The 23,709-nt window shown below is 52.7% G+C and carries 33 protein-coding genes; 5 read left to right on the plus strand and 28 right to left on the minus strand.

All coding sequences use genetic code 11. From position 1 onward, the window contains the following. Positions 1-2: 2 nt before the first annotated feature. The 17 genes from Y71_RS27305 to Y71_RS27385 form a co-directional block, all read right to left on the minus strand. Positions 3-1,388, minus strand: coding sequence for a phage tail protein (locus Y71_RS27305; protein ID WP_007369259.1), 1,386 nt, complete (start codon positions 1,386-1,388; stop codon positions 3-5). Beyond that, entirely contained in the window at positions 1,385-1,996 is a 612-nt protein-coding gene (locus tag Y71_RS27310) for a phage tail protein I (RefSeq protein WP_007369260.1), read from the minus strand. The genes Y71_RS27305 and Y71_RS27310 overlap by 4 nt, the downstream gene beginning before the upstream one ends. Further along, positions 1,989-2,897: a baseplate assembly protein gene (locus Y71_RS27315; RefSeq protein WP_007369261.1), complete on the minus strand. Its 909-nt coding sequence runs from the start codon at positions 2,895-2,897 to the stop codon at positions 1,989-1,991. Before Y71_RS27315 ends, Y71_RS27310 begins: the two co-directional genes overlap by 8 nt. A gap of 4 nt (positions 2,898-2,901) precedes the next feature. Beyond that, positions 2,902-3,246, minus strand: a complete 345-nt coding sequence (locus Y71_RS27320; RefSeq protein WP_007369262.1) for a GPW/gp25 family protein — start codon at positions 3,244-3,246, stop codon at positions 2,902-2,904. Next, positions 3,243-3,878 carry a phage baseplate assembly protein V gene (locus Y71_RS27325; RefSeq protein ID WP_007369263.1) on the minus strand — a complete coding sequence of 212 codons (636 nt, stop codon included), beginning with the start codon at positions 3,876-3,878 and terminating at the stop codon, positions 3,243-3,245. Before Y71_RS27325 ends, Y71_RS27320 begins: the two co-directional genes overlap by 4 nt. A gap of 65 nt (positions 3,879-3,943) precedes the next feature. After that, positions 3,944-4,396 (minus strand): phage virion morphogenesis protein, encoded by a 453-nt coding sequence (locus Y71_RS27330; protein WP_007369264.1) that lies wholly within the window; start codon positions 4,394-4,396, stop codon positions 3,944-3,946. Beyond that, positions 4,389-4,856 (minus strand): phage tail protein, encoded by a 468-nt coding sequence (locus Y71_RS27335; RefSeq protein WP_007369265.1) that lies wholly within the window; start codon positions 4,854-4,856, stop codon positions 4,389-4,391. Before Y71_RS27335 ends, Y71_RS27330 begins: the two co-directional genes overlap by 8 nt. Next, positions 4,819-5,064 (minus strand): Rz1-like lysis system protein LysC, encoded by a 246-nt coding sequence (lysC, locus tag Y71_RS30860; protein ID WP_236946448.1) that lies wholly within the window; start codon positions 5,062-5,064, stop codon positions 4,819-4,821. The genes Y71_RS27335 and lysC overlap by 38 nt, the downstream gene beginning before the upstream one ends. Then, positions 4,946-5,368, minus strand: coding sequence for an Rz-like lysis system protein LysB (lysB, locus tag Y71_RS27345; protein ID WP_035941946.1), 423 nt, complete (start codon positions 5,366-5,368; stop codon positions 4,946-4,948). The genes lysC and lysB overlap by 119 nt, the downstream gene beginning before the upstream one ends. Continuing rightward, a complete protein-coding gene (locus tag Y71_RS27350) occupies positions 5,368-5,799 on the minus strand; it encodes a DNZ54_00345 family protein (protein WP_007369268.1) in 432 nt (143 codons plus the stop codon). Before Y71_RS27350 ends, lysB begins: the two co-directional genes overlap by 1 nt. Then, positions 5,796-6,308 carry a lysozyme gene (locus tag Y71_RS27355; protein ID WP_007369269.1) on the minus strand — a complete coding sequence of 171 codons (513 nt, stop codon included), beginning with the start codon at positions 6,306-6,308 and terminating at the stop codon, positions 5,796-5,798. The genes Y71_RS27350 and Y71_RS27355 overlap by 4 nt, the downstream gene beginning before the upstream one ends. Then, positions 6,292-6,528 carry an HP1 family phage holin gene (locus tag Y71_RS27360; RefSeq protein WP_007369270.1) on the minus strand — a complete coding sequence of 79 codons (237 nt, stop codon included), beginning with the start codon at positions 6,526-6,528 and terminating at the stop codon, positions 6,292-6,294. Before Y71_RS27360 ends, Y71_RS27355 begins: the two co-directional genes overlap by 17 nt. Next, on the minus strand, positions 6,519-6,722 hold the full coding sequence (locus Y71_RS27365) for a tail protein X (protein ID WP_007369271.1): 204 nt from the start codon (positions 6,720-6,722) through the stop codon (positions 6,519-6,521). Before Y71_RS27365 ends, Y71_RS27360 begins: the two co-directional genes overlap by 10 nt. Continuing rightward, positions 6,722-7,228, minus strand: coding sequence for a head completion/stabilization protein (locus Y71_RS27370; RefSeq protein ID WP_007369272.1), 507 nt, complete (start codon positions 7,226-7,228; stop codon positions 6,722-6,724). Before Y71_RS27370 ends, Y71_RS27365 begins: the two co-directional genes overlap by 1 nt. Positions 7,229-7,325: 97 nt before the next feature. Continuing rightward, entirely contained in the window at positions 7,326-8,084 is a 759-nt protein-coding gene (locus Y71_RS27375; protein WP_007369273.1) for a phage terminase small subunit, read from the minus strand. Between the two features lie 3 nt (positions 8,085-8,087). After that, positions 8,088-9,260 (minus strand): phage major capsid protein, P2 family, encoded by a 1,173-nt coding sequence (locus Y71_RS27380; RefSeq protein ID WP_007369274.1) that lies wholly within the window; start codon positions 9,258-9,260, stop codon positions 8,088-8,090. A gap of 36 nt (positions 9,261-9,296) precedes the next feature. Beyond that, positions 9,297-10,154 carry a GPO family capsid scaffolding protein gene (locus tag Y71_RS27385; protein WP_007369275.1) on the minus strand — a complete coding sequence of 286 codons (858 nt, stop codon included), beginning with the start codon at positions 10,152-10,154 and terminating at the stop codon, positions 9,297-9,299. Positions 10,155-10,331: 177 nt separating this feature from the next. On the opposite strand from Y71_RS27385, the gene Y71_RS27390 reads away from it, so the two are divergent. Together Y71_RS27390 and Y71_RS27395 are read left to right on the plus strand one after the other, a co-directional pair. After that, positions 10,332-12,101 carry a terminase ATPase subunit family protein gene (locus Y71_RS27390; protein WP_007369276.1) on the plus strand — a complete coding sequence of 590 codons (1,770 nt, stop codon included), beginning with the start codon at positions 10,332-10,334 and terminating at the stop codon, positions 12,099-12,101. Then, entirely contained in the window at positions 12,101-13,138 is a 1,038-nt protein-coding gene (locus Y71_RS27395) for a phage portal protein (RefSeq protein WP_007369277.1), read from the plus strand. The genes Y71_RS27390 and Y71_RS27395 overlap by 1 nt, the downstream gene beginning before the upstream one ends. Positions 13,139-13,493: 355 nt before the next feature. Here Y71_RS27395 and Y71_RS27400 read toward each other — a convergent pair whose 3' ends face one another. Continuing rightward, positions 13,494-13,748 carry a hypothetical protein gene (locus tag Y71_RS27400; protein ID WP_007369279.1) on the minus strand — a complete coding sequence of 85 codons (255 nt, stop codon included), beginning with the start codon at positions 13,746-13,748 and terminating at the stop codon, positions 13,494-13,496. A 372-nt stretch (positions 13,749-14,120) separates the two neighbouring features. On the opposite strand from Y71_RS27400, the gene Y71_RS27405 reads away from it, so the two are divergent. Then, positions 14,121-14,837: a hypothetical protein gene (locus Y71_RS27405; RefSeq protein WP_007369281.1), complete on the plus strand. Its 717-nt coding sequence runs from the start codon at positions 14,121-14,123 to the stop codon at positions 14,835-14,837. Between the two features lie 424 nt (positions 14,838-15,261). Here the strand turns inward: Y71_RS27405 and Y71_RS27410 are convergent, their stop codons facing one another. The 9 genes from Y71_RS27410 to Y71_RS27450 form a co-directional block, all read right to left on the minus strand. Further along, positions 15,262-16,293, minus strand: coding sequence for a histidine kinase (locus tag Y71_RS27410; protein ID WP_007369282.1), 1,032 nt, complete (start codon positions 16,291-16,293; stop codon positions 15,262-15,264). Between the two features lie 11 nt (positions 16,294-16,304). Beyond that, on the minus strand, positions 16,305-16,922 hold the full coding sequence (locus tag Y71_RS27415; RefSeq protein ID WP_007369283.1) for a DNA-binding transcriptional response regulator: 618 nt from the start codon (positions 16,920-16,922) through the stop codon (positions 16,305-16,307). Between the two features lie 296 nt (positions 16,923-17,218). Continuing rightward, on the minus strand, positions 17,219-19,501 hold the full coding sequence (locus Y71_RS27420) for a replication endonuclease (RefSeq protein ID WP_035941951.1): 2,283 nt from the start codon (positions 19,499-19,501) through the stop codon (positions 17,219-17,221). Then, positions 19,491-19,766, minus strand: coding sequence for a DUF5405 family protein (locus Y71_RS27425; protein WP_007369285.1), 276 nt, complete (start codon positions 19,764-19,766; stop codon positions 19,491-19,493). Before Y71_RS27425 ends, Y71_RS27420 begins: the two co-directional genes overlap by 11 nt. Beyond that, positions 19,763-19,987 carry a TraR/DksA C4-type zinc finger protein gene (locus Y71_RS27430; RefSeq protein WP_035941954.1) on the minus strand — a complete coding sequence of 75 codons (225 nt, stop codon included), beginning with the start codon at positions 19,985-19,987 and terminating at the stop codon, positions 19,763-19,765. Before Y71_RS27430 ends, Y71_RS27425 begins: the two co-directional genes overlap by 4 nt. A 13-nt stretch (positions 19,988-20,000) precedes the next feature. Further along, positions 20,001-20,288, minus strand: a complete 288-nt coding sequence (locus Y71_RS27435; protein WP_035941957.1) for a DUF5405 family protein — start codon at positions 20,286-20,288, stop codon at positions 20,001-20,003. Continuing rightward, positions 20,288-20,512 carry a DUF2732 family protein gene (locus Y71_RS27440; protein ID WP_007369287.1) on the minus strand — a complete coding sequence of 75 codons (225 nt, stop codon included), beginning with the start codon at positions 20,510-20,512 and terminating at the stop codon, positions 20,288-20,290. Before Y71_RS27440 ends, Y71_RS27435 begins: the two co-directional genes overlap by 1 nt. Before the next feature lie 63 nt (positions 20,513-20,575). Further along, positions 20,576-21,076, minus strand: a complete 501-nt coding sequence (repB, locus tag Y71_RS27445) for a phage replication protein B (RefSeq protein ID WP_007369288.1) — start codon at positions 21,074-21,076, stop codon at positions 20,576-20,578. Positions 21,077-21,245: 169 nt separating this feature from the next. Further along, positions 21,246-21,518: a Cox family DNA-binding protein gene (locus Y71_RS27450; RefSeq protein ID WP_007369289.1), complete on the minus strand. Its 273-nt coding sequence runs from the start codon at positions 21,516-21,518 to the stop codon at positions 21,246-21,248. A 135-nt stretch (positions 21,519-21,653) separates the two neighbouring features. On the opposite strand from Y71_RS27450, the gene Y71_RS27455 reads away from it, so the two are divergent. Together Y71_RS27455 and Y71_RS27460 are read left to right on the plus strand one after the other, a co-directional pair. Further along, the gene (locus tag Y71_RS27455) at positions 21,654-21,947 is read left to right on the plus strand and encodes a helix-turn-helix domain-containing protein (RefSeq protein WP_035942304.1); all 294 of its coding nucleotides are present in this window, start codon (positions 21,654-21,656) and stop codon (positions 21,945-21,947) included. A 69-nt stretch (positions 21,948-22,016) separates the two neighbouring features. After that, positions 22,017-22,997, plus strand: coding sequence for a phage integrase (locus tag Y71_RS27460; protein WP_007369290.1), 981 nt, complete (start codon positions 22,017-22,019; stop codon positions 22,995-22,997). Between the two features lie 185 nt (positions 22,998-23,182). On the opposite strand, the gene cpxP is transcribed toward Y71_RS27460, so the two are convergent. Beyond that, the gene (cpxP, locus tag Y71_RS27465) at positions 23,183-23,677 is read right to left on the minus strand and encodes a cell-envelope stress modulator CpxP (protein ID WP_007369291.1); all 495 of its coding nucleotides are present in this window, start codon (positions 23,675-23,677) and stop codon (positions 23,183-23,185) included. Positions 23,678-23,709 lie beyond the last annotated feature (32 nt).

Below are 23,709 nucleotides of genomic sequence, written 5' to 3' on the forward strand. Positions count from 1 at the left end.
TGTTAGTACCCCACCGCGATAACAAATGCGCCGATACTCCCGGCAGGAGTTACCGACACATAGGACTGGAAAGAAGTTTTCGAGAGATTGTTAATGCCAAAAATGCCTGCGGCAGACGGAACCGGGCCATTATGCGTGGCCACTACGGAAATCGCGCCATTAGGAAAAGCAAAGGGAAAGTTGACCACTTTTGAGGCTGCGGAAGCATCAGCCATAGTGGCAACAAAAAACTGGACAATGAAGCCGCCCGGAAGCCTGAACCAGTTACTGCCGGAAGTGAAAGAACTCATATCGGGGATCTGGTTAGCACCCGCCCCAACATCACGAAATGCAGCCGTTTTCAGTGTATTGATGAAATTAGCAACAAACGCAGTAGTGGCAATCTGGGCCGAATTTGTACCAGCAGCGGCTGTCGGCGCGGTTGGCGTTCCGGTCAGCGCCGGGCTTGCCAGAGGAGCTGCGGTAAGCAAATCGAGCATCTGCGCCGGGGTGCTTTTTGACAGAAAGAGCAGAGATAAGTTTGTCAGCGCGCAGGCCTCCATGCTTTTCGGGCCATTGAACACCGGGAACTGCATATTTAATGCTTTCAGGTTTGAAAATGCTGTCAGCATCGCATCCTGCGGTTGCTTTCCTGACAGGGCGTTTGTCATGGTAGTGACAAAGTTCGGATCGTTACCCAGCGCCGCGGCCAGCTCATTTAGCGTATCCAGTCCGGCCGGGGCAGATGCCACTAATGCGGCGATGGCCGCTTTAACAAATGCCGTGGTCGCCAGTTGTGTATCGTTAGACGCCTGCGCGGCGGTTGGCGCTTTCGGTGTGCCGGTGAAAACCGGGCTGGCGATCGGTGCATACTGCGTGTGCGGGTTGCTGGCCGCGATATGCTGTTTCAGCAGATTGTCGGCATACGCTTTCACCTCAATGACGGCATTATCAACATATTGCCGTGTCGCCAGCACGACCGACGGGTCGATTTTCAGCGTCACGGCGGCGGTTGAGGACACAATCAGCACCATGCGGATGGTCTGGGTGCGCCCGCTCCCCTCCTGCAACTGCGGCTTATAGGTCTCCGGGCAGTTGGCGACGGCAATCAGTACGCCGTTATCGTCATAAAGCCCGATTTCACGTATCCAGAAACCGCCCTCGTTTTCGGGTATAACCTGCTCGGCGATAATCTGGCTGGCGTTGTTCGCGTCAACGCTCAGCATATTCAGCGGCGCAATACGTTTCTGGTTAACCAGCTTCGTTTGCGTCGCGTCCGGTGTTGGCAGCGTGCCGTTGCCGTCCCCCACGGCCATTTGCGTGATGTTGAGCTTTGTCCCCAGCGCGGTGGCGTTTGCCAGCAGTGCCGCGCCCTGGCTGGTCAGAATGGCAAAGAATTTCGCGGTCATGCGATTACTCTCATGTTGTCGATAAAATGAATGGCCGAGGCCGGGAAGTATTCCCCGCCGCCGGTAATGTCTTCGGGCAGATACGGATAAACGACCAGGTCGTCACCGGCATAGCTTCCCGCCTCGACATAACACTCGCCCGGTGTGCTCAGGCTGATGGCGAGGCCGGTCAGATGGCGGCTGGCGGGTTTAGCGTCATTGATGAGCCTTTCCAGCTCCTGATACATCTCATCGGTGATACCACCATCCAGCACCCCCACCACCAGGCGAAACGTGCCTGGCTCCTCGTTGAGCTCCCACCACTCGCGTACCTCGATAAGAAAACCGAGCGGCTCCACCACGCGGCGTAATGCGCTGATGGTGCCCTTGTGCTGATGGACGAAAAACGCGGAGGCAATCACCCGGCGTTTTGTGGCTTCCGGCCAGTCAGCATCCCACCGGTCAACAGACAGCGCCCACGCCAGATAGGGCAGCAGGTCAGCCGGGCAGGTCTGCGGGTTCCATAACGTGCGCAGCGGAACCGGGACGCGGATAATCTCCGCCGCTGCCTGCGCGGCGGCGACTTCCAGCGGCGACGAACCGACGGGTAACAGCCGGTCACTATTCATCGTTCCCCCCGCTGGCGATGCTGTATCCGGTGCAGAAAGAGGCCTGATGTTTGCCGAGCACGATGTCGCCCTGCGGGGCGCTCAGCTCCACGCGCTGGACACCTTCAACATGGAGCGCGGCATAAATCGCAGACTGACGGACATCACGACCAAGCCGGTGCTGGGCGGTGATATAGGCTTTGAGTTTCTCTTCGGCTGCGGCGCGGATGGGCTCCGCTTCGGGGCCAGGGTAAAAATACAGGGTGGCGGCCACCTCATACGGCACAATTTCAGCCGCCTGCACCGTCACACGGTCACCCACCGGGCGAACGTCCTCAGCGTTGAGCGCCTTTTCCACCACAGCGAGCAGGTCATCGCCCGCCGTGCCGTCACCCTCGCGGGCAAGCACGGTGATGGTCACGCAGGCCGGTGTCGGGCTCTCGACAGAAATATCCGCGACACGCCCGTCGGCGCTGCGTCCGTGGTATTCATAGGCACCGACCGGCCCGGCCACGCTCAGCCCCTCAAACGCCTGTTGCGCGCGCAGGCGTAAATCGGCATCGGACTCCATCACCGCCGCCACCGGCGGGATGGCGGTATCGTCTGCCGGGGTGATGGTCAGCCGTGTGGTGTTGTTATTCGCGGCAATAACATCGAGGTCAGCCCCGGCAGCGCTTGCCAGCGTCACCGCGCGGGCGGCCTCATTCACCCGCTGGCGCCAGATAACCTCCCTGTAGGCGTTCTCCTCAAGGAACCTGGTCAGCGGTTCGGATTCCAGCGCCAGCGTGCGGGCAACGGCGTCCTGCTCATCGGCAGGGAACAGCGAAACCAGTGTCGCCTTGCGCTCAGCGAGGATGTTCTCGTAATCGAGCTCCTCAACCACATCCGGGGCGGGTAACTCGCTCAGGTCAACAATCGGCATGGGTTCAACTCACAGGAATGGTTAATGAAAGGGTTTCACCGGTGCTGACGAGCTGGCCGGTCACATTGACGGTCATCCGGCCTTCGCTTTGCTCCGTGGTGATTTCACTCAGCGTGATGCGCGGCTCCCACTTCAGCAGCGCCATATAACAGGCCACGCGGATTTGCAGCGTGAGCGCCGGTGTCTGCGGCTGGTCAATCAGCGTGGAGAGCAACGAGCCATATTCCCGGCGCATCACGCGGGAGCCGACCGGCGTTCGCAGAATATCGCCCATGCTCTGACTGACGTGCTGTGAATCGGTAAGCGCGCGGCCATTTACACGGCTCATGCCAATATAGTTCACTGTCACAGGGGTGCTCCTGTTGTGCCGCCGCTGTCGCCAGGGTGCTGATGGGTGTGCAGTACTTTGCCGTTGGACGACAACGCGCCGCCGCTGTGCTCGATATCGCCGCGCATGGTGCCGCCTTTCTGCACTTCCAGCGAGCCGGTGATGAGCTTACTGGTGCAGACCACCTCCGGCGTGTCGAGTGTGATGCGCGAAGAGGCTTTGACCACAACCACCGGCACGGTGGCGGTAAGGGATTCCGATGCGGTAACGTCGGCGGTTTTGATGCCGCTGACGGTCAGCGCGCTGGTCGCCGGTTCGTATTCGATGACCGCGCCATCCGGGAAAGCAATATGCAGGGCATCAGCCGAGGCCGACGGCGCAGGATGGTCATCGGAGAAAATACCGGGCAGCACAAAGGCGGTATCGAGCTCGCCACCCACGGCCAGAATTAACACCTGCTCACCGATGGAGGGAGCCCACCATGCGCGCGAACGCCCGGCGCGCTGCGTCAGCCACTGGAGCCAGTCGGTGATGTTGCCGCCGGTCTGCACGCGGCAGCGCCCCGCGTCTAAGTCAGTTTCGACAATGACACCGGTGCGAATCATGTTGCGCAGCGTGCGCGCGAGGTCATTTAAATTTGCGAGTGTATTCATAAAGAAATGATGCCGCCGGGTTTATCCGGCGACAATGTGGGGCGGTTATGTCAGAAATGGCACAGCTATAAATCGGTGAGATGGTCGATGACAAGACTTTCAATAAATTGCGTATCGTCAGAAGAAAAGCCCAACAACGGACGCGCCGAATACTGTACTGGCTCCCGGTTGCGTGCTGGCCGGTCTTTGAGTCCGAGTTGATGCACACGCGCGATGCGCTGCACTTTGCCGGTAAACTCCACCACAGCCGCGCTGTCATCGCCGCTGGCTTTCATATAGCGGTTAGTACGCAGTTTTGCGAACATTTCCCGCTTAATCCGGCCTTTCTTTGCGCGCAGCGGCTGGGGCTTTCGCTTTGCATACGGCGAGCCGTCCGGGGCTTTTTGAGTCCTGATTCGCTGTTGCTGACGCTGGCGCAGCTTCTTCGCAATATCGACCGTAAGACGCCGACGGCCAGCGGGGGACAGCGCCGCCAGCAGCCCGGCAAGCTCACTCTCAAACGGTTTAAATTCAGTCATCCCATTTGCTCACCAGTTCGCCATTGATGTACAACTCCACCGGGCGCGCGACCGGCTCCGGCGGGGGCGGTTCCGGGATGCGCCGGACGTGAAGCGCTGAGCCGACCTCGTTAACCAGCGTCCGCTCGGTCAGGGCAAGGCTGATACTGATATCAAAACTGCTGTCATTGTTCAGATCGGCCTCGAAGGTGAAGCCTTTCGCCTGGCCTGTAGCGGTTTCCATAATATCGGGCTGGTTCTCACGCAGCCACGCCAGCACCGGCACAAGCAACAAATCCGCGTCGTCGGTAAAGTCCGTCACCACCACATTGAGCGTGTAACGCTTTTCGAATGACAGCGAGGCGGCGAGCGTGGCGACAAGATTGCCGCTGTCCACAAACAGCCGCAGCATCTCAGGGTTGGTTTTCAGCACCGGCACGGCATCAGCCAGGGCTTTTCTCAGGCTTTCGGGCTTCAGCATCTAAATCATCCTGGCATTGTTTGACGGTTTCCACCTGGAGCGCACAGCTTTCTAACGCGCGCTCAAGGTTGCGGATATCGGCACTCAAATCACCGTTGGTGTGCGGATCGCTGCCCGGCATCGGGCAAAGGCTGACTTTCGGGCAACCGTTGTAAACAGTCACCGGCGCTGGCGCAGGCGGCGCGCTTGTGCAACCGGCGCACAGCATCAGGCAGATCAGCGCTGTACCAGCGGCGAAAGGCGTCATTTTCATTGAGTAACCTCGTTATGGTTTGTTCCCGCCGGGCTTCCCGCTCACCGGCGGCGTTCAGCTTCTGACGCAAATCCACCTGCGCCCGTTCGTTTTTATCCGCCTGGTCGCGGGCAACAATGAGCTGGTTTTTCAGCATGCCGATCGTCAGCTTTTGCTCGCCTGCGACTCGGTTCGCCTTTTCCAGCGACCGGGTAAGATTGCCGTTTTCATGGCGCAGCCACAGCAGCCCGGCCAGCGCCAGCGCACCGGCAAGCAGCATCACAATGAGTCTGGACACAAACCCGCCTCCTCAATGCGCTGACGGTAAGAGGAACGCACACCCCGTAATACCAGCACGCAAATTACATAAATCAGCGCCGTAAACACCCAGCCAGCCGCAACCAGACAGGAAAACGCGCCTGCAATAATTACCAGCGACCAGCAATGTCGCAGTGGTGAATGCTTTCGGCAAAAGACAGTGCGGAAAATTTCCATTTTCTTATCGCTCAGGGGGATCGCCTTTTCCTGTCCCTGTAACCAGTCGTCATACACGGCAGCACCGGCGAGGCTGACAGCGATACAGAGCAGACAATAAAAAATTGCCCACACCGCGACAAAATTAACGGCAACACTTTGCGGGCAGGTCAGTCCCCTTAGCACCAGAAGCGCCAGAAGGACATCGAAAATCAGTGGAATCAGGTGCTTTTTCATTGAGTTACCCCTTTCATGCAATATGCCAGCTCCCGCGCGCGGCGGTTCTCCAGCCCTTTATTTTTGATTCCGTTGATGTAGACCCAGCGAGGCAGTTGATCACAGGCCTGTTGCCACTTTTTCTGGTTCAGGAAATAGACCAGCGTCGATTGACAGGCCGCACCGGTGCCAACGTTAAAGGCGAAACTGACCACGGCATCGTAAACGGCGTGCGGCATCGCAACCGGCGCGCAGACCGCAAGACGACGCTCAACCGTCAGCACGTCGGAAATCAGATTTTGCGCCGCCTCCCGTTCGGTGATGTCGCGTTTCGGCGCGACCCCGGCAGTGTGGCCGATGCCTGATGTCCATACCCCCGCGCTGCACTGGTAGGGGCGCAGACGGCACCCCTCAAGGTCTGCCAGCAGGGCGAGACCCTGTTGCGAGGTATGGAGTAAACGAAAATCAGGCACCAGTGCCGCCAGCGCCAGCACGGCGGCCACACTGCAACGTTTAACGATTGATGACATTGCTCATTGCCTCCCCGGAAAGACGGCTCTGCTCAAGCTGGAGTGCCAGGAGGGCGTAGCTTTTGCGCCGGTAATACCAGTTAACGCCGACCGTCAGCACCACGCCCAGCGCACCAAAGTACGCGGCGAAATCCTGCGGCGTCATCGCCCCGAAAAAGGTCAGCGCGACGCTAATCCAGTAGGCCAGCGACGAGGTGATTTTCTCCATGCTCAGTCCCATAAATTCACCGTTTCGGCAGCGGGTGCGGTGTCAGTGTCCGGCAGCTCAATCGCCGTGCCATAGGGCAGCACCGCGCCGAGTTCGGCCAGCCCCGGATTAGCGGCGAGCACCGTTTCGACCACGCCCTCAGTGCGCCCGTAATAGCGGTTACAAATCACATCCAGCGTGTCGCCCTGATGCGCATAAACCTTCATCAGATTTGCCCCACGATGCAGCGCGGTTTGTCCTGAATACGGGCGACCGACCAGCGCATGTCGCGCCACAGGTCATCAATCGTGGTGTCGATGCTGTCCGCTTTTTTGTCGCCTTTCGCGCTGGCATCCACCCCGCGATAGCGCTCATAAAGCGTGGCGGCTGTCATCGCACACACCGCGCTCAGATAGTGAAAAATACGCATGCTCTCGCCGTCGATGTCATCCGCCGGCACATCAGCGAGGCGCGCAAAACCGGCTTTCATCTGGCTTTCGCGCCAGTCGAAAAGCTCCGCGTTGGTTTCGGCTATCCCGGCCTTGATGGCATGACGCAGCCGCACCGGGGCGATGGTCTGCTCAAGGCGCATCAGCTCGCGCACGCGCTTCGGCTCGATATCAGGAAAGAAAAAGGTGTTTTTGATCACCGGCTCGTCACTGACAGGCGGCGGGATAACCACTGTGCGGCGCTCCGGTTGTTCGTTATTTTTTTCAATAATCAGTGTCGTCATGACTGCCTCTGAAAAGGGTGGGCGGTGGACGCCGGTCGCAGATAAGGTGAACCACCCTCATTGACCGGCGTGCCGCCCTGGCGCGGGGCGCATTCGGTTAACCGGCAGCTTTACGGGGGCGACCCCGCCCGCGTTTCGCCGGTGTGGCTGTTTTTTTCTGTTGTGAGGTTTTCGCGGGTGTCTTTGGCGCAGGCTTCGCGACAACAGGCTTCGGATTCAGTTCGCGGGTAAGGCGCTCAATGTCCTTGCGTACCCCCGCGTTACGGTCGAGCAGGATCGCGCGCTGGAGATGCGTCATGGCGTCAGCAGGCTGACCGGCATCGCGCAGCGTCAGGCCAGCGACCTTATGCAGCCGGGCGCGTACCTCGTCGGGCATGTCGGCTTTAGCGGTCATGCTGATGACGTCGAGAAGGATTGCAGCACTGACCGGCTCACCGGCATCGCGGGCGCGCAGGGCAGCAAGTGCCACCTCTTCGGCCAGCATGTAAGGCACGGTGCGCGCATGGTTCTCCGGCATCGACAGGTTGTAGCGCAGGGCATAGCGGGCAATTTCCAGCGCGCCGGGAATATCACCGGCATCGAGACGCCACAGCATGACCGTCATTAAAATGGCATCCTGCGCGCCGGTGCCGTTCTCCAGCACGCCCGTCACCCACGGCAGATAAAACGGCAGCAGCTCGCGCTTTTTGTCGGCTTTACGCTCTTTCGAGTGGATGTCTTTCAGCGTCCGGCGGTCTGCGGCCAGCTTAACGAGCATCTGCTCATAAGCGGTGGCATGGCGCAGCGGGGCGTTATCCCGCTGCGCGGCCAGCATGGCCGAGACCCGCATCGCGTGACGCTGTGCGGGGCTCGCCATCGGTTACGCTCCTTCGCCAGGGTTGGAGGTTTCCGACCCGCCAGCAGGGGCGGCGTTATCAGCCATCATGGTTTTCATGGCGTCTACGATTGCCGCTGCAAACACGGTGGCGCTGGTTCCTTCCGGGGTTTCCTCTTCTTCCGGTTCAAGGATCTCGATGTTTTCAATCAGGCATCCGGCTTCGTAGTCTTCAATCACAAAGTCAACTTTCACCTGCTCGTAGTTTTCCACCTGGTCGAGCTTCGGATTCTCGATGATGTGGCGGCGGTGACCGTCCTCGTAGAGATAAACCGAGAGGTTATCCAGCGTGGTGATCAGAATGCTGTTGGCCGGGAAGAACGGCGCGCGCACTGCCTGTAACTGGCCGATGGTTTTCTGGCTGATAATCAGCTCCCCGGCCAGTTGCTCGGTGTTCGGCTGGAATTTGTTGATCATCGGGAAATATTTGTCGGTCAGGATGCGACGCCCGCACACGACCACCATTTCCGGGTTTTCGCGGTGGATTTCGGCAATCAGCGTCTCATGCGCATCCATTACCAGCGCGTCGAGGTTTTTGTAATGCCCTTTTTTACCAACTTTGATGGTCGTGGAAATAACCGCGCCGGTGTCGTCAACGACCTTATTCATGACGCGCTCCGGCGCGTCGTTGCGGTACTTCTGCAACCAGCCGACGGCAACATCCTGTAACAGCGGGTTTCTCTGGCGGTCTGAGGTTGCCGCACGGCTTACGCCGTTAAAGCCAATGGTGATGTAGTCCAGCGCCTGGCGCTTGACGATCGCGTCGCGGATGCGGGTCTGGAAGTCCTGAAAACGCGCCCACAAATCAAGCTTGTTGTACTTCATGTGAAAATCGAAGTTCACCGGCTGACAGAAATAGCGGTAAGCGTCCATTTTCGAAAAATCGGCTGTCTTGCGCTCCACGCCGTTCGCGGTGTCGGCAGTGCTGGCAATGGTGCCGTTGACGTCGATGCCGATTTTCTCCTCGGTCAGCTCGCCAACCACCACCATGTTGATTTTTTGCAGGAACGAAGAGGATTGCTGAATCTTGTCAAACAGCGTTTGCGTTACCGACGGCTCAACGCTGAATTTCTTGCTCAGGTCTTCCACGCCGACGCCGTTCAGCTCCGCAAGGCGGGTCAGCCAGGCATTAAATTTAAAGCGGGTTTCTTTACGCATTGTGTTGTTTGTCCTGTGATGAAAAAGGGAGTTCGCTTAGCAGTCGGTCAGCGCAGCGGTGGCACCGTCACCGCCGGTGCTCAGTTTCCGGCGCGGCTGCGTGTTACCCGGCGTTTTGTCCAGAGTGGCGGTGATCGCGCTGAATTGCTCCGAGGTGCGGGCAGCCTCAGCGGTCACGTTTTGCCTGAGCGTGGCGAGCTCAGTTTCCAGCGAGGCGAAACGCGTTTCGGCGCTGTCGTGGCTGGTCTGGACACGTTCAGCAATGGTGGTCACGGCTTCGTGCACGTCATTAAAACGGGCGTCGTCGGAAGACTGGCGGCGGCTGAAAATGGCTTTCACCGAGTCGGTCAGCTTGTTCAGCAGGGTTTCGGGCGCGTCCTCAAATTCCAGCTCGGCCAGGGTGGCAACAGAGAACAGATTTTCCGGGCTGGCCTTGAAGCGCTGGAGCGGGTTGTGTTTTGCGGTGCGGCAGAATTCCAGATATTCGGTGCCGAGGCTCGCCGGGTCATCAGTGACGGCGAGGCCAACCAGATAGCATTTGCCGCTGTTGGCGAAATTCGGCTGAATTTCCATTGAGGTATAAACTTTCTGGCCTTTCGCCACCATATCGACCAGCGTGTCGAGTGGGGCAATTTTGCCGAACAGTGCCAGCTTGCCGTTAAGTGCGGAATCGTCTTCGATTTTCTCCGCTTTCAGCTCCACCACATCCCCGTAACGGGCGAAAGCGCCGTCAGGCAGCAGGCCGCGCAGGTGTTCAAGGTTGATGCGGCAGCCGTAAACACGCGGGTCGAATGAATCGGCCATTTCCTGAATATCAGCCGCACTGATAATGCGCCCGTCGCAGGTGTCGCCCTCGACGCCGATACGAAAGAATTTTGAGACTTTTTTTGCCATCGTCAGCAGTCCTGATTGTGTGTGAAGGAGTCACGTTGATTTCAGGGGCTAGTTTCCCGGCTCGTCCGCTGGTTCGCCATCAGTCACGGATGGCTTGCCCCCTGCACATCAGTACCTTAGCGAATCGCTGACCGCGCTTAAGTAGCCTTGCCCTGTATCCATCACGGCGAGGCATGCATGACCATCACCACCGACACCACACTCTTAAATGACCCGCGACGACAGGCGGCGCTGTTGTACTGGCAGGGCTTTTCCGTGCCACAAATCGCGGAGATGTTGCAGACCAGACGCCCGACGGTGCAGAGCTGGAAACAGCGCGACGGATGGGACGAGACCGCCCCGTTAGACCGGGTGGGAAATACCTTAGAAGCACGGTTAATCCAGCTTTACGCCAAACCGGAGCTGACCGCGCACGACTTCAAGGTCGCTGACTTTCTGGCGCGTCAGATGGAGCGCTTCGCGCGTATTAACCGCTACGGGCAGACCGGCAACGAGGCCGATCTCAATCCGAACGTGGCGAACCGCAACAAAGGCGATCGCAAAAAGCCGAAAAAGAATTTTTTCAGCGAGGAGGCGGTCGAAAAACTGGAGGAGATTTTCTTTGACCAGTCTTTCGCCTATCAGCTCGGCTGGCATAAAGCGGGGCTTGAACACCGCATCCGGCACATTCTCAAATCCCGCCAGATTGGCGCGACGTTTTATTTCGCCCGCGAGGCGCTGTTACGCGCCCTGAAAACCGGCCATAACCAGATATTTTTATCCGCCTCAAAAACGCAGGCGCATGTGTTCCGTAAATACATCATCGCGTTTGCCAGGCTGGTAGATGTTGACCTTACCGGCGATCCGATTGTCATCGGCAACAACGGCGCGGAATTGCTGTTTCTCGGCACCAACTCCAACACCGCGCAGAGCCACAACGGCGACCTGTATGTCGATGAAATTTTCTGGATACCCAACTTCCAGCGGCTGCGCAAAGTGGCGTCGGGCATGGCCTCGCAAAAACACCTGCGCACGACCTATTTTTCGACGCCCTCCTCGCTGGGGCATGGCGCATATCCGTTCTGGTCAGGCGAGCTGTTTAACCGGGGGCGCGCCAGCGCCAGCGAACGGGTTGATATTGATATCAGCCATGCGGCATTAGCGCGCGGCGTGGCCTGCGCAGACGGGCAGTGGCGGCAGATTGTCACCATTGAGGACGCGCTCGCCGGGGGCTGTACCCTGTTTGACCTGGATGCACTGCGCCAGGAGAACAGCGCAGATGACTTCCGCAACCTGTTTATGTGTGAGTTTGTCGATGACAAGGCGTCGGTGTTCCCGTTCGAGGAGCTGCAGCGCTGCATGGTTGACAGCATGGAGGAGTGGGAGGATTACGCGCCGTTCGCCGACCGGCCATTTGGTCATCGCGTGGTGTGGATTGGTTACGACCCGTCGCACCGTGGTGACAGTGCCGGTTGCGTGGTGATCGCGCCGCCGCTGGTTGCCGGGGGTAAATTCCGCATTCTGGAGCGCCATCAGTGGAAAGGAATGGATTTTGCGACACAGGCCGAGTCTATCCGCGAGCTCACGCAAAAATACAACGTGGAATACATCGGGATTGATGCGACCGGGCTCGGTCAGGGCGTGTTTCAGCTTGTGCGCTCCTTCTACCCGGCAGCGCGTGACATTCGCTACACCCCGGAAATGAAAACCGCAATGGTGCTGAAAGCCAAAGACACCATCACGCGCGGTTGCCTCGAATACGACGTGAGCGCAACCGACATCACACAGTCGTTTATGTCCATCCGCAAAACCATGACCAGCAGCGGGCGCAGCGCCACCTATGAGGCCAGCCGCACCGAAGAAGCCAGCCACGCGGATCTCGCCTGGGCCACCATGCACGTACTGATTAACGAACCGCTGACCGCCGCGAGCGGCCAGTCCTCATCCTCAATTCTGGAGTTTTATTAATGGCAAAACGCAACAGGCGCCAGCGTACCCCGACACCGCGCCAGCATACCGCCGCACCCGCGCAGAGTATGGAAGCATTTACCTTCGGCGAGCCGGTGCCGGTACTGGATAAGCGCGACATTCTCGATTATGTCGAATGTGTCCATAACGGCCAGTGGTACGAGCCGCCGGTGAGTTTTTCCGGGCTGGCGAAAAGCATGCGCGCCGCCGTTCACCACAGCTCGCCGGTTTACGTCAAACGTAATATTCTGGTATCGACCTACATCCCGCACCCGCTGTTATCCCGGCAGGATTTCAGCCGCTTTGCGCTCGATTATATGGTGTTCGGCAACGCCTTTATTGAGCAGCGCCGCAGCTACACCGACAAGCCGGTTAAATATGAAACCTCACCGGCCAAATACACCCGGCGCGGCGTGGAGGAGGATACCTACTGGTATATTCAGAACTACACGAAGCCGCATCAGTTTGCGCCCGGCTCGGTATTCCACCTGCTGGAGCCCGACATCAACCAGGAGCTTTACGGGATGCCGGAATACCTGAGCGCGCTTAATTCGGCCTGGCTGAATGAGTCGGCGACGCTGTTTCGCCGCAAGTATTACCAGAACGGCGCGCACGCGGGTTACATCATGTATGTGACCGATGCGGCACAAAGCAGCACCGATGTTGAGGCGCTGCGAAAGGCGATGCGGGACTCGAAAGGGCTCGGCAACTTTAAAAACCTGTTTTTCTACGCGCCGAACGGAAAAGCCGACGGCATTAAAATTGTGCCGCTGAGTGAGGTTGCCACCAAAGACGATTTTTTCAATATCAAGAAAGTCAGCGCGGGCGACCTGCTGGATGCGCACCGCATTCCGTTCCAGTTGATGGGCGGCAAACCGGAGAATGCGGGCTCGATCGGCGACGTTGAGAAGGTGGCAAAAGTGTTTGTGCGTAACGAGCTGATGCCGCTGCAAACCCGTTTCCTTGAGCTCAACGAATGGGCGGGAGAGGAGATTATCCGGTTCCAGAAATACAGTCTCGACACCGACGACGCGTAACCCACCACAGCCGCCGCAGGGCGGCTTTTTCATGCCCCTCGCCAGAGCCCGCCAGAGCCCCCACACGACACGCTGCCGCCTCGCTTCCCCGTCACACGCCCTCGCGCCCTGCGCGCGGCAGGGGCGCACTCAGTCGCTGGAAAATAAATAAATTACCGGCCTCAGCGCGCAGTGCTTTCCCCGCCTCGCCTGCCCGCTTCATGGGTCGGTTTTAATGCAATTGCATCGGGTCAACGGATCCTTGCCAGCACTGGCATCGGAAAGGATCAAAAAAATCACATTCCGCGTGCAAAGTAATGCGCCTGATGCATGCGAGGGTATGGAATGAAGTGGAAGCGAGATTATTAGGTCTTGATTAACTGCGGGATCGGGATAAGCGCCGGTAAATTTTTGTTGTTAAGAAAATGGTAAGCACACCGAGCAATGCAGACGTCAAACCAAGAAAAATCAGCACCGAAAAAATATGACTAAAGAGCCCCCCGAGGCTTGTGAAATCGCTCAGCCGTGCGAACTGCTCAGGCGTCAGTACACGTATCACTATTTCCGGAATAGTTAGAAAGAAAATAATCACGACAAAAATACTAATTGCCGTTTTCCCATGTTTTTTCATAACCTTCCTTGCCTCGTCCGTGCAGGGGGATCGATTATCAACTGACTGTTTCAATCATGCTTAACCTGAGTTAAAGCACAATAAACTTTACCAGCGACATACACGCCAATAATTCCGATAAAGATGGATGACAGACCAATGAAAATCATCGCCGAGACGAATGGACTGAATAAACCACCCAAACTTGTAAAATCGCTAAGTCTGGCAAGCACGTCATTCGGAACCTTCCTTAAGATTATCTCGGGAATTATTAGAAAAGAAATAATTGCCGCTATAACATAAATAAGGATTTTTCGACTTTTTTTCATTCTCAACCTTGCCCCTGTGAGCGACCATGATCAATCATTAAACATTAATGTTACAGCAAGGCAAATGGAAATGGCAGAAAACTATCTAAAATTGAAAGCGCAGTCAGATAGAAGGATGGCGATTGCTTTAACTAAAGCGTTAAGGGAGATCTATACCAGTCATATCGAGACCGTCCAAAACGTTAAACTTGGCAGTCAGCGGCTTATTAACTATGGCTCCTGCTTAGTGCCTGACGAATACTACGGAAGCACGTGCCATGAGCAATGGAGTGAAGATAAGCGTTTGTATTTGTCTTTGTTGGAAATATACAAAAGAAATGATGTCGTTCTTGATATGGTTCAACTCTATTTCCAAAAAACCTTTAAGCGTCTCGGAGATGAGAAAAGCAATACGCTGGTGTCTTATATAAAGCAAAAAATCGGAGAGAAAGCATACGAAGCAGCTAACCGTTCGAGCAAACTGGCTATTTCACTGACAATCGCTAAATTGATTGTAAGTAGCGCTGATTTTCAGGAATCATATGTTAAAAAAGTAAATGAAATGTCCACTTGGTTTGTGAAAGTGACGGCATTCTATGCTAAAGCTCAGATAGCCGCACTAGCAGCAAACAAACTGAAATTTCAGGATGCCGCATACTACCAAATACTTTATCGTGAAAAGCTAGAAATGCTATACTTTCTTATAGAGCCTCAAATGTCTAAAGTGATATATCAAGTAGAATCAGGCGGAAATAATGAGGAAATTATTGGTGACGCTTTATATGAAATGTTGAAAAGATGAAGAAATTACTATTATTTCTGTGGGGAGCCCACTCACACCTAGTGCCCATCGCACTTATTCTTGCGGGGGCATTTTTGTTTATTCAATTTATTCCAGACTATTCAGGGATACTTACTTTTTTATGGTTTGTTATTGTTTCTTATTTTTACATTAAATATAATCGCTGGTACTGATAGCCCTATAAAAGGGCTATCGCCTGTTTATTTTTATAGCCATTAATACAATGACAGTGACCTGCTCCCTGTTGATTAATTCACCAGGATGTTAGTAATGTCTTCATCCGCAACGCGAGGGTATCCCCATGCTATGGCTATATTAATTATGATTCATGCCAAAGCATATAAATCCGAATGATAGATCGTTTTTTGCTCTCAAAGAAAAAACACCAAATACTAACAAGTCGACCAATTATCCAGATGCAAGGCTATAAGAAATCAATAACAAACTCATTCTCTTGATATACTCTGCCCAGCATAATTTCTTGAGCAGTATCATGTCTTGCGATAACACTTAAGCGGGCATTATTGTGCCCTAACAAAGTTCTCGCTCTATGCATTCCTATTCCACTGCCAGCCCGATTACTCATCTTAGCCATAACCCCAGAATAACCTTCAATAAAAATCTTTTCAACTTCATCAGGACTAATAGCCAGGCTTATCATTTTAAAAGCAATTGAAAGCTTCTTAGTATCGGTTTTCTTATTGAATGTAATATTTAGCTTTGAATCAGGTTTAATATATTTAACAGAATTCTCTATAAGGTGGTAAATTGCAACCTGAAAAGTTTCATAATCAATATGTACTGTATCATTAGATTCAGATACCTCGACCCGAATTCCTTTATCCGTAAACTCAGGGAAGAATACGTATACAACATTCATCAGCACTCTATGTATACTGTGATTCCTCAATGCAATTTTCGGATGTTCGCTAAGAAGAGCATTATACACATCTATTTCAGCTTTCATTTTAAGAGTGTTCTTTGCAATATTTACTAATGATACAGAGGCATCATATGGGTCATCGGCAACTTGCTCCATGATTCTCTTTCTCCAACCAGGCCGTTTGTCCTGCATAACTTCCTGTGGGATAATTGAATAAACTTCCTGGATAATATGTCCATTAAGAGTAACTAGGTTGTGAATCAACCGATTCACATGTTGCTTAGCCTCTTCTTTAGCTTTACGATACACATCCTGCAATGAAATTATGCCATCAAGCAATACTTCCGCTTTAGCTCGTGCAACCCTTGAACTTTTGACTATTGCCTCGTTCGCCGAAATTAATGTAACTACGCCATGCTGGCTTTTTATTCTCACACCTCTATAGTTAACTTTTTTGTATGAAAATTTTACAGAATCCGCGGCAAAAGAATTGAAAGCATCTAGAAGTTCTTCGTCTATATTGCTGCTTAATAAACTCCCATCAGCCAATTCCAGCTTGTAATAAAAAGACATTGCACCCTCCATTAAGCAAAACTTTCAACAATTGTCTGGAATTGGTAAGGATCTGCATCCTTGGGCAAAAAGTCATCTACCTCCCTAAGTGCCTTATGAAATCTATCGCCAGTTTGCTCTGCTGAATAAATCACTATTTTCTTTTCAGGGTATTTTGTTTTTAAGGCCAAGGCCAAACCAAGTCCCTCTTCGTTCGGTGTAATCTCAAGTCCCACACCCTGTATATCAACAAAGATTATCTTTGCCTCTCTGATCTCAATCTGGTCAATACTATCAGCATCTTTAATTAATTTTGTATGAATCCAACCCGCTTTTTGTAGGATCTTCACAACCTTAAATTTTACTTCATCATCGATAAAAAGTATTTTTGTGTTACTTTTTTTATATTCTAAGGTCAGTTTATCACCTGGCATCGCCTCATCCTTTTTCGGAGTATCTGTAGAGCCATTATAGATATTCAGGCTGACATGTTGTTCATTCTGATTGTTTGGCGTAGGTGGCACAACAGGAGCAGCGTTACTGGAAAATAATTTCTTCCACAACACACTACCAAGCCACCCAATAAAAGTAACACCCACACCACCAAATGCCCAGTTTAAAATTGGATGAGAAGACGGGTCGAAATCCATGATAACCTCAAAAAAATTAAGAATTTTCTAATATAGACAAAACTAAATTATTGATCAATGGCTCGCCGTTACGGCTGGTCTCCTTTAGTTGAAAGACAGAAACTATCCCCAAGAGATAAGGTCTTCAGCACCGACAGCAAACTTCAGTGATGGTGGGCGTTTGTATGGTCGACGCATAGAGAAGTATTAAACCTGTCGAAACATATACATCAGAAGCACTATCATCACACACAACCAATTGATTTTATTTATTTTATAAAAAGCATTTTCTTGCTGATGAAAAATCAGTTATTCAATTATGGATTTGATGTAAATCCCAGCCACTCATTAGCAACCGGATATATGAATTTTTGCCCGTCATATGCCACAGTCGCCCCACGCGCCAACGCCTCAAGCTCCCAGCGTGTCGGTGTGATGCCATACTGCGCAAGGTCAAAGCGGATGCGTGGTATTTGCGCGCGTTCGGATTTTGTTAGCCTGCCTGATGGGGCGACATCATATGTTTTTAATGGCTCACTGCTTCTTTGCTGGCGATTTTGCTGCCGCACGTCGTGTTTTAGTGCGCCTCTGAGCGCCGTCACGACCTCCCGGTCATCCCATTCAATAATCCCGGCATCGACGAGATTTAACACCGCTGCGGCATGCTCAGACGGTGTGGGGGTCATAACCAGATCGCCACCGCCGGTGAGCTTTCCACAGTTATTGACAGGACTCCGAGGCGCGGCGATGCCGCTTTTTAAAGCCAAAGGCTCAACGGCCAAAAGCTTTGGAACAATGCGCCATTCCGATGATCGGGTGACGTGGACATGACGCGCGCCGAGATGTGGCGCGTAAATTCCTACAACCCGTTCAATATCTTCCTCGTATGCGTTGACCTCATCAGTCACGTTGCGGGCTACGCGCACAGTCTGACTATCTCGCGGGATATTTGCCCCACCCTGTGCGGCGATATATAAATCAAAATCACCACTATCCGCAGCGGCGCGAACCGCTTCGACACGCTCATCAAATTCATCAGCAACGCTAACGCCGCGAGGTAATTTTCTCAGCTCGCGATACGCGCCCATTGTCGGCAGGCCAATCGGTTTAAATTGAGGAATACGCCATGTAGACGCCCAGGCTGTCACAGCGGCAGCCGTGTCTTTTAACGGCTTACCGGTATCATGATCGAGCTCACCATCAAGCGCATAACCATCGATATTTTTAGCAATGTATTTCGCGATGTAGCCCGCTGCGCCTCCTTTGTTCAGGTGTTTAGCCTGAAAGCGATTACGTTCTGCCCCACGTTCGTCACCATCCTCTTTGAGAGCGTAGCGGCGCATAATTTCGGTAATTTCTTTGCGTTGTTCTTGTTTGCAAAACAGCATCATATGCCAGTGCGGCGTGCCATCATGATGCGGTTCGACGACGCGCATACCGTAAACCTGCAAATCGTTATCTTTGAAAGCAGTGCGCATCAGGCTCCATATACGGCATAGGTAGCGCTGCCCATCTTTCGGGGTAAAAGCCTCATCATTCCAGCCGTGATTAAGCTGTACAGTCTTATCTTTACCCTTACCGATCTGACGCGTCGGGTGATATTTCGACGGAGCGGTCAATGTAATAAACATCCCGACATCGCCTTCGCCAGCGGCGTAACGCTCAATTCCGGCAATAGTATTCATCAGCTCCATGCGTCGTATCTCAGGGTTAGAAATACTCCCCATGACTTTGCTAATGAGATCGATACGCTCGCCCGTCACCTTATTTTCCAGATCACAGGATTTGAGGTATTCAAGGTTAGCCAGGCGGCGTGTATGTACATCGCGGATTGCGTTTTTGCTGGCGTACGGCGAACGGTCTTTATTAACCTCACCGGCAGCAATTAAAAGAGCTTCATGCCAGCGCATACGTTGCGCTTTGAGTTGGTTAATCCACCATTCATCGTTAATCAGCCGAGACACAGCGGAAAAAGCCTGGCGGATTGTCATCTGACCTTTGCGGTACTTCTTCCAAAAAAGCGGGGAGATATTGAAAGCACGAGCTGCCCCGGCAACATGACCATAAAGATGCGCCTGCGCCTCATCGGTAAAAAGTGATTCTTTACCACCGTGCGCCTCCGCCCATGCATCGCTTAACTCCTCGTACATTACGAAGAAAAGCGAGGCAATACGCGCCGCGAATTTTTTCAGCTCCTTATCGTTCATTCCCGGCAAGCGCGCATAAGTTTCGCTTTCCGCCAGAAATAGTAGTGACGCCTGAGTGTTCATCTCGTTGCGCTGGTTTACTCGCTCGATGCGCGGCCATAAACGGCGTAAAAATGTCGATTTGAGAAAATAGAATCCGTGAACCGGGCTTTTGTTGCGCCTGATGTATTCATAGCGCGATATGAAAAGGGAGCGTAAAAAATAAGGCAGGCGGTCAATCCTGGATAAAACGCCTTGCACCTGACGCAACTCGTCACGTGTAAGGGGTCTATCGCGCCCAATAGCATCACGCGGCGCGTTCCATGAGTAAGCACCGGCAAACTCTTTAGTGGTGCCTTTTGCGAATGGTGGTGGCGGTGTAGGGGCGTAACGCCCCCGAACTTCAACGCCCATTTGAACCAAAAGCCGCTAAACATTGCTGACTGAGGCGCTCAACCTGCGTACTTAGTGCCTCAAACGAGCTGGCGTCACCAGTCAAGAGATCGTGATGCACCAAGCCGGAAACGAGCTGGTTTAATTTGGGGTAATAGCCGACAACATCGAGCCACTCATTACCGGCATTCTTACCTGTTTCAGCGGTCTTTTTTTCCTGCAAAATAAATTGAAAGCGATCACTGGTAACGACATAACGCTCGCCAATATCGATACGAATGCTCATGCGCGCCCCCGATAGTGTTTTGCTTTCGCCTCATGTGCTGACTGACAGTAAACACAGCGAGTAGCAGATGGATAAGCTGCACGGCGGTCAGCAGGAATCGGAGCGTCACATTCTTCACAAACCAACGCCGCAGCGCCGCAGTGTTTTACCCGCGCAGCGTTGACCTGGCGAGCCAGTGACTCGGACTGCCGTTCTTGAATGTGATCCATATAATCTGGCATTGATTTGGTTCCTCTATCTGTTCAGTTTTTTAAACTCACTGGCGCAATAACCAGTTAGCTCGATGGTTAATTTCGATAATTCATCAACGGTGGTGATTTGCTTATGAAAAATGGCGCGTTTCACAAGCAAACTGACCACATCCGTCAGGAGGTTTAATTCACTCGAATAAATAGCGATAATTGACTCTGTCATCGCTCCGGTTTTTTTATCGCGCTTAAGATCGGCAAGCGATAATTCACCGTTTTTCATAACCGCAATCTTTAGCCAGTTATTAAGTAATACGGAGTGCATCAGAGACATTAAAGAGACTCTCCGCGAGAAAGGCCGATATTATGAAACTTGATAGATTCCTGACTGAGTAACTCAACAATCTCAACGCGCGATAACTCAGCGCCAGCTATATGACGGATTAAGCCGTCAAGGTGAGAGGAAAAGCGCGTAGCCGCATCGGCCTGTGCTTCGGCTCTGGCCTGCTGCAACATTAATGAAAATTTACCGCACTGCTTTCCTGTTACTGTATGCATGACTTTCTCCAGACAAAAAGAAGCCCCGCACAATTAAGTGCGTTAAAATTTACCGTTAATTATTTAATGCAGATATTGCTCGGGTTTTACCGAGGTTAAAATTGTTGGCGCATGTTCAAATAAATTAAATAGCTCACGCAATGCGCGAAACAAGGCATCACGCCAATAACAGGAATCTTCATTAATACGCCAGTAAGGTTGATTAAATTCTTCCTCTGTTAATCCCGCATGCATAAACAATGTGCGACGCTGACTAATGGTTAATCGGCCAATATATTTAACCAGGCTAATCCCGACCTGACGGAATTTTGAAAATGCAGAGCGTAATTCATCAATAGCAGTTATCAGACGCTCACGATCAACATCGTTCATTTCTTCAAAACGCATCGTAGCGTGACGCTGTTTTAACTGAGCGTGGAAGCAGACTGTTAAGCGCTCACGCTCCATCATCTGATTATAAAAATCACAAGAATCCTGCCAGCGAGGTGCGGCCAGATATTTGCTGACCAGACTGCGCAAACCGGCAGGCTGTGCGGACACGATACCGAGCGTCATTACAGGCATTTCCAGAACCTCCACGATTTCAGGAAAGCAAAAATAGCGCTTAAAGCACTCGTTTTTTTAGTGCGAATGATGATGCCCTTTCGCCCTCTGCCGTGGGTTATAGTGGAATCTATCGCCCCTGAGCTTTCATTACGCAATAACTGAGCTATGCAACGTGGTTCGTTCATAATCAAAGCCCCATCCAAAGCAGCCACGCGTCACGCTGTTCTACTGGCCTGTTGTAGAACGCCTCACGTACAGCGCGATTAAACTCCGGGATGAAAACCCACTTTTCACCGGCGCGAGCATTCGGTTTACTCGGATCGCGCAGCTCGATAACCGGCAGCTTGTTAGCCTTCACCATTTCTGCAACAGCCGTTTTAGGTTTGCCTAATAACTCCGCAAATTTCTCGGTATGTACCGCATCCAGCGGATACTGGATCACATAATCATTAGCTTCCATCTGTGCTACCCTCTCTTGATCCAACCCTCCCAAAACCGTTTAGAGCCGTTTTGGCGGTTGGTTTTTTACGCCCCGAAAGGTTTCCCTATGGATACCTTTCGGAGGGAATATAGTCTCCAAAGGGAAACCATGTCAATGACTATGGGACAAAAACTAAAAGCCATAAGAAAGGCTGAAGGTTTAACTCAGAAAAAATTCTGTGAAATTAGCGGAATAGCGCTCAGCACATTGAAGAACTACGAGGGGGAATACAAAACACCAGGCTTGCAGGTGCTGCTACAAGTAACAAACACACCTCAGTTTCAGAAATACACTTTATGGTTAATGACTGACAAAACTGCCCCGCAAGCTGGTCAAATAGCACCGGCTATCGCACACAATGGGCAAGAGTCAGCAACCTCGAACCCCTCAGAGAAACAGACTGGCTAACTATTTATAAACATTACATTTTCACTATCTGTTTTCAGGACAGTGAAAATTGCGCCGGAGGGCTTTCTTATGGCAATTAAGAAGCTCGATGATGGTCGCTATGAAGTGGACATAAGGCCGCGCGGGCGCGAAGGACGTCGCATTCGCCGGAAGTTTGAAAGAAAAGCTGAAGCTATCGCATTTGAGCGCTACACGCTTGCGAACGCTTCCCAAAAGGAATGGGCAGCCCAACGGACTGACAGACGCACTCTAACCGAGCTGTTAGAGGCATGGTGGCAATACCACGGGCAGAACCACGAACACGGAAAAAAAGAGCGAGGGCATTTGCTCAAAACTATCGATGGGCTGGGAGATCTGCCAGTCAGCAGGTTAAGCAAGAAATGCCTGATGGATTACCGCTCATTGCGTTTACGGGAAGGTATCAGCGCCGCAACGATAAATCGTGACATGTACCGGCTATCGGGCATGTTTACTAAGCTGATCCAGTTAGAGGAATTTGCCGGGCAACATCCCATTCATGGTTTGCCTCCACTGGCAGAAGCTAACCCGGAAATGACGTTTCTGGACAAGTCAGAAATTGAAAGGCTGTTAGGAGTATTGGCCGGAGATGCTTTGCTCGTTGCTCTCCTCTGCCTTAGCACTGGCGGAAGATGGACAGAGGTAGCCACTCTAAAACCGGCGCAGATAGCCAGTTGCAGGGTTACCTTTTTAAAAACTAAAAACGGCAAAAAGCGAACCGTGCCTATCTCAGCACAGCTTGAAAAGAAAGTGAAAGAGGAAGCCAGCGGGAAGCTGTTCAAAGTTGATTATGAAAAATTTTGCGGGGTCTTACGCAACGTGAAACCTGACATTCCACCCAATCAGGCAACACATATTTTGCGCCACACTTTCGCAAGCCATTTCATGATGAACGGGGGAAATATTATTGCCCTGCAACAGATTCTCGGGCATGCAAGCATTCAGCAGACAATGGCCTATGCGCACCTTGCTCCTGACTACCTGCAAAATGCTGTCGCATTGAATCCTCTTAACGGAGGAGTGACGGTATAAATGATCTCTCTGAGTGTCCACATTGTGTCCACACTCAGAGGGTTTTGAAACCGTTCCATACCGTTACAGCTTTTTCTAAGTTGCTGTTTTATTTAGAATGATGCGTAAGTAATTGATAAAAAAAACCCCCACATCATGTGGGGGAAGACAGGGATGGTGTCTATGGCAAGGAAAAACAGGGTTTGTTACCTGGTACTACTGCTACTTAACTCGGTCACCGGTGAACTTTGCTGCATTTGCGCTACGCTGCGTAACTGGTTCATCCGTTGTTGATGTTTCTGGTTCAAAACCGCTTGCTGCTCCGGCGTGAGCAGGTTGTACATCTGGTTGCGCACTCTGGCCATTTCAACCTGACGAGCTACCTGTTCCTGCGCCATTTTTTCTGCCTGAGCGCGCACAGCGTTTTCATCAAATTTTTCTGCGATGACAAGGCGATGCATTGTCTCCATTTCGCTAACATTAACAGGAGGCTGATCGTGCCGTGCCTGTCGCATGAGATCCCGCATCTGTTGACGCTGGTGTTCCGTTAAATTAATACCGTCGAACATATGGCTCTGAACACTGCGCTGCGTGAATCCCTCAGTCGGGTGCCAGTTATCGCCTGTTTCAACATCAGCAGCACGACTAACCGTGCTTAACGCCAGCGTTGAGGCCATGACGGCAGCGGTAACGATGCGCATCATTTGCTCCAGTAACCTTTTCATCTCTCGAT

The sequence above is a fragment of the Kosakonia radicincitans DSM 16656 genome (assembly GCF_000280495.2).
Taxonomy (GTDB): domain Bacteria; phylum Pseudomonadota; class Gammaproteobacteria; order Enterobacterales; family Enterobacteriaceae; genus Kosakonia; species Kosakonia radicincitans.

Bases quoted from the DNA above. Each gene is read 5' to 3' on its own strand.
- Y71_RS27400 (WP_007369279.1), bottom strand. From the start codon at position 13,748: ATGAAAAAACATGGGAAAACGGCAATTAGTATTTTTGTCGTGATTATT.
- Y71_RS27420 (WP_035941951.1), bottom strand. From the start codon at position 19,501: ATGGGCGTTGAAGTTCGGGGGCGTTACGCCCCTACACCGCCACCACCA.
- Y71_RS27460 (WP_007369290.1), top strand. From the start codon at position 22,017: ATGGCAATTAAGAAGCTCGATGATGGTCGCTATGAAGTGGACATAAGG.
- lysB (WP_035941946.1), bottom strand. From the start codon at position 5,368: ATGCTGCTTGCCGGTGCGCTGGCGCTGGCCGGGCTGCTGTGGCTGCGC.
- Y71_RS27415 (WP_007369283.1), bottom strand. From the start codon at position 16,922: ATGGATTTCGACCCGTCTTCTCATCCAATTTTAAACTGGGCATTTGGT.
- Y71_RS27405 (WP_007369281.1), top strand. From the start codon at position 14,121: ATGGAAATGGCAGAAAACTATCTAAAATTGAAAGCGCAGTCAGATAGA.
- Y71_RS27435 (WP_035941957.1), bottom strand. From the start codon at position 20,288: ATGTCTCTGATGCACTCCGTATTACTTAATAACTGGCTAAAGATTGCG.
- repB (WP_007369288.1), bottom strand. From the start codon at position 21,076: ATGCCTGTAATGACGCTCGGTATCGTGTCCGCACAGCCTGCCGGTTTG.
- lysC (WP_236946448.1), bottom strand. From the start codon at position 5,064: ATGCTGTGCGCCGGTTGCACAAGCGCGCCGCCTGCGCCAGCGCCGGTG.
- Y71_RS27390 (WP_007369276.1), top strand. From the start codon at position 10,332: ATGACCATCACCACCGACACCACACTCTTAAATGACCCGCGACGACAG.
- Y71_RS27385 (WP_007369275.1), bottom strand. From the start codon at position 10,154: ATGGCAAAAAAAGTCTCAAAATTCTTTCGTATCGGCGTCGAGGGCGAC.
- Y71_RS27430 (WP_035941954.1), bottom strand. From the start codon at position 19,987: ATGCCAGATTATATGGATCACATTCAAGAACGGCAGTCCGAGTCACTG.
- Y71_RS27355 (WP_007369269.1), bottom strand. From the start codon at position 6,308: ATGTCATCAATCGTTAAACGTTGCAGTGTGGCCGCCGTGCTGGCGCTG.
- Y71_RS27410 (WP_007369282.1), bottom strand. From the start codon at position 16,293: ATGTCTTTTTATTACAAGCTGGAATTGGCTGATGGGAGTTTATTAAGC.
- Y71_RS27315 (WP_007369261.1), bottom strand. From the start codon at position 2,897: ATGCCGATTGTTGACCTGAGCGAGTTACCCGCCCCGGATGTGGTTGAG.
- Y71_RS27380 (WP_007369274.1), bottom strand. From the start codon at position 9,260: ATGCGTAAAGAAACCCGCTTTAAATTTAATGCCTGGCTGACCCGCCTT.
- Y71_RS27425 (WP_007369285.1), bottom strand. From the start codon at position 19,766: ATGAGCATTCGTATCGATATTGGCGAGCGTTATGTCGTTACCAGTGAT.
- cpxP (WP_007369291.1), bottom strand. From the start codon at position 23,677: ATGCGCATCGTTACCGCTGCCGTCATGGCCTCAACGCTGGCGTTAAGC.
- Y71_RS27375 (WP_007369273.1), bottom strand. From the start codon at position 8,084: ATGGCGAGCCCCGCACAGCGTCACGCGATGCGGGTCTCGGCCATGCTG.
- Y71_RS27455 (WP_035942304.1), top strand. From the start codon at position 21,654: ATGACTATGGGACAAAAACTAAAAGCCATAAGAAAGGCTGAAGGTTTA.
- Y71_RS27360 (WP_007369270.1), bottom strand. From the start codon at position 6,528: ATGGGACTGAGCATGGAGAAAATCACCTCGTCGCTGGCCTACTGGATT.
- Y71_RS27305 (WP_007369259.1), bottom strand. From the start codon at position 1,388: ATGACCGCGAAATTCTTTGCCATTCTGACCAGCCAGGGCGCGGCACTG.
- Y71_RS27395 (WP_007369277.1), top strand. From the start codon at position 12,101: ATGGCAAAACGCAACAGGCGCCAGCGTACCCCGACACCGCGCCAGCAT.
- Y71_RS27370 (WP_007369272.1), bottom strand. From the start codon at position 7,228: ATGACGACACTGATTATTGAAAAAAATAACGAACAACCGGAGCGCCGC.
- Y71_RS27450 (WP_007369289.1), bottom strand. From the start codon at position 21,518: ATGGAAGCTAATGATTATGTGATCCAGTATCCGCTGGATGCGGTACAT.
- Y71_RS27310 (WP_007369260.1), bottom strand. From the start codon at position 1,996: ATGAATAGTGACCGGCTGTTACCCGTCGGTTCGTCGCCGCTGGAAGTC.
- Y71_RS27440 (WP_007369287.1), bottom strand. From the start codon at position 20,512: ATGCATACAGTAACAGGAAAGCAGTGCGGTAAATTTTCATTAATGTTG.
- Y71_RS27335 (WP_007369265.1), bottom strand. From the start codon at position 4,856: ATGCTGAAGCCCGAAAGCCTGAGAAAAGCCCTGGCTGATGCCGTGCCG.
- Y71_RS27330 (WP_007369264.1), bottom strand. From the start codon at position 4,396: ATGACTGAATTTAAACCGTTTGAGAGTGAGCTTGCCGGGCTGCTGGCG.
- Y71_RS27350 (WP_007369268.1), bottom strand. From the start codon at position 5,799: ATGAAAAAGCACCTGATTCCACTGATTTTCGATGTCCTTCTGGCGCTT.
- Y71_RS27365 (WP_007369271.1), bottom strand. From the start codon at position 6,722: ATGAAGGTTTATGCGCATCAGGGCGACACGCTGGATGTGATTTGTAAC.
- Y71_RS27325 (WP_007369263.1), bottom strand. From the start codon at position 3,878: ATGAATACACTCGCAAATTTAAATGACCTCGCGCGCACGCTGCGCAAC.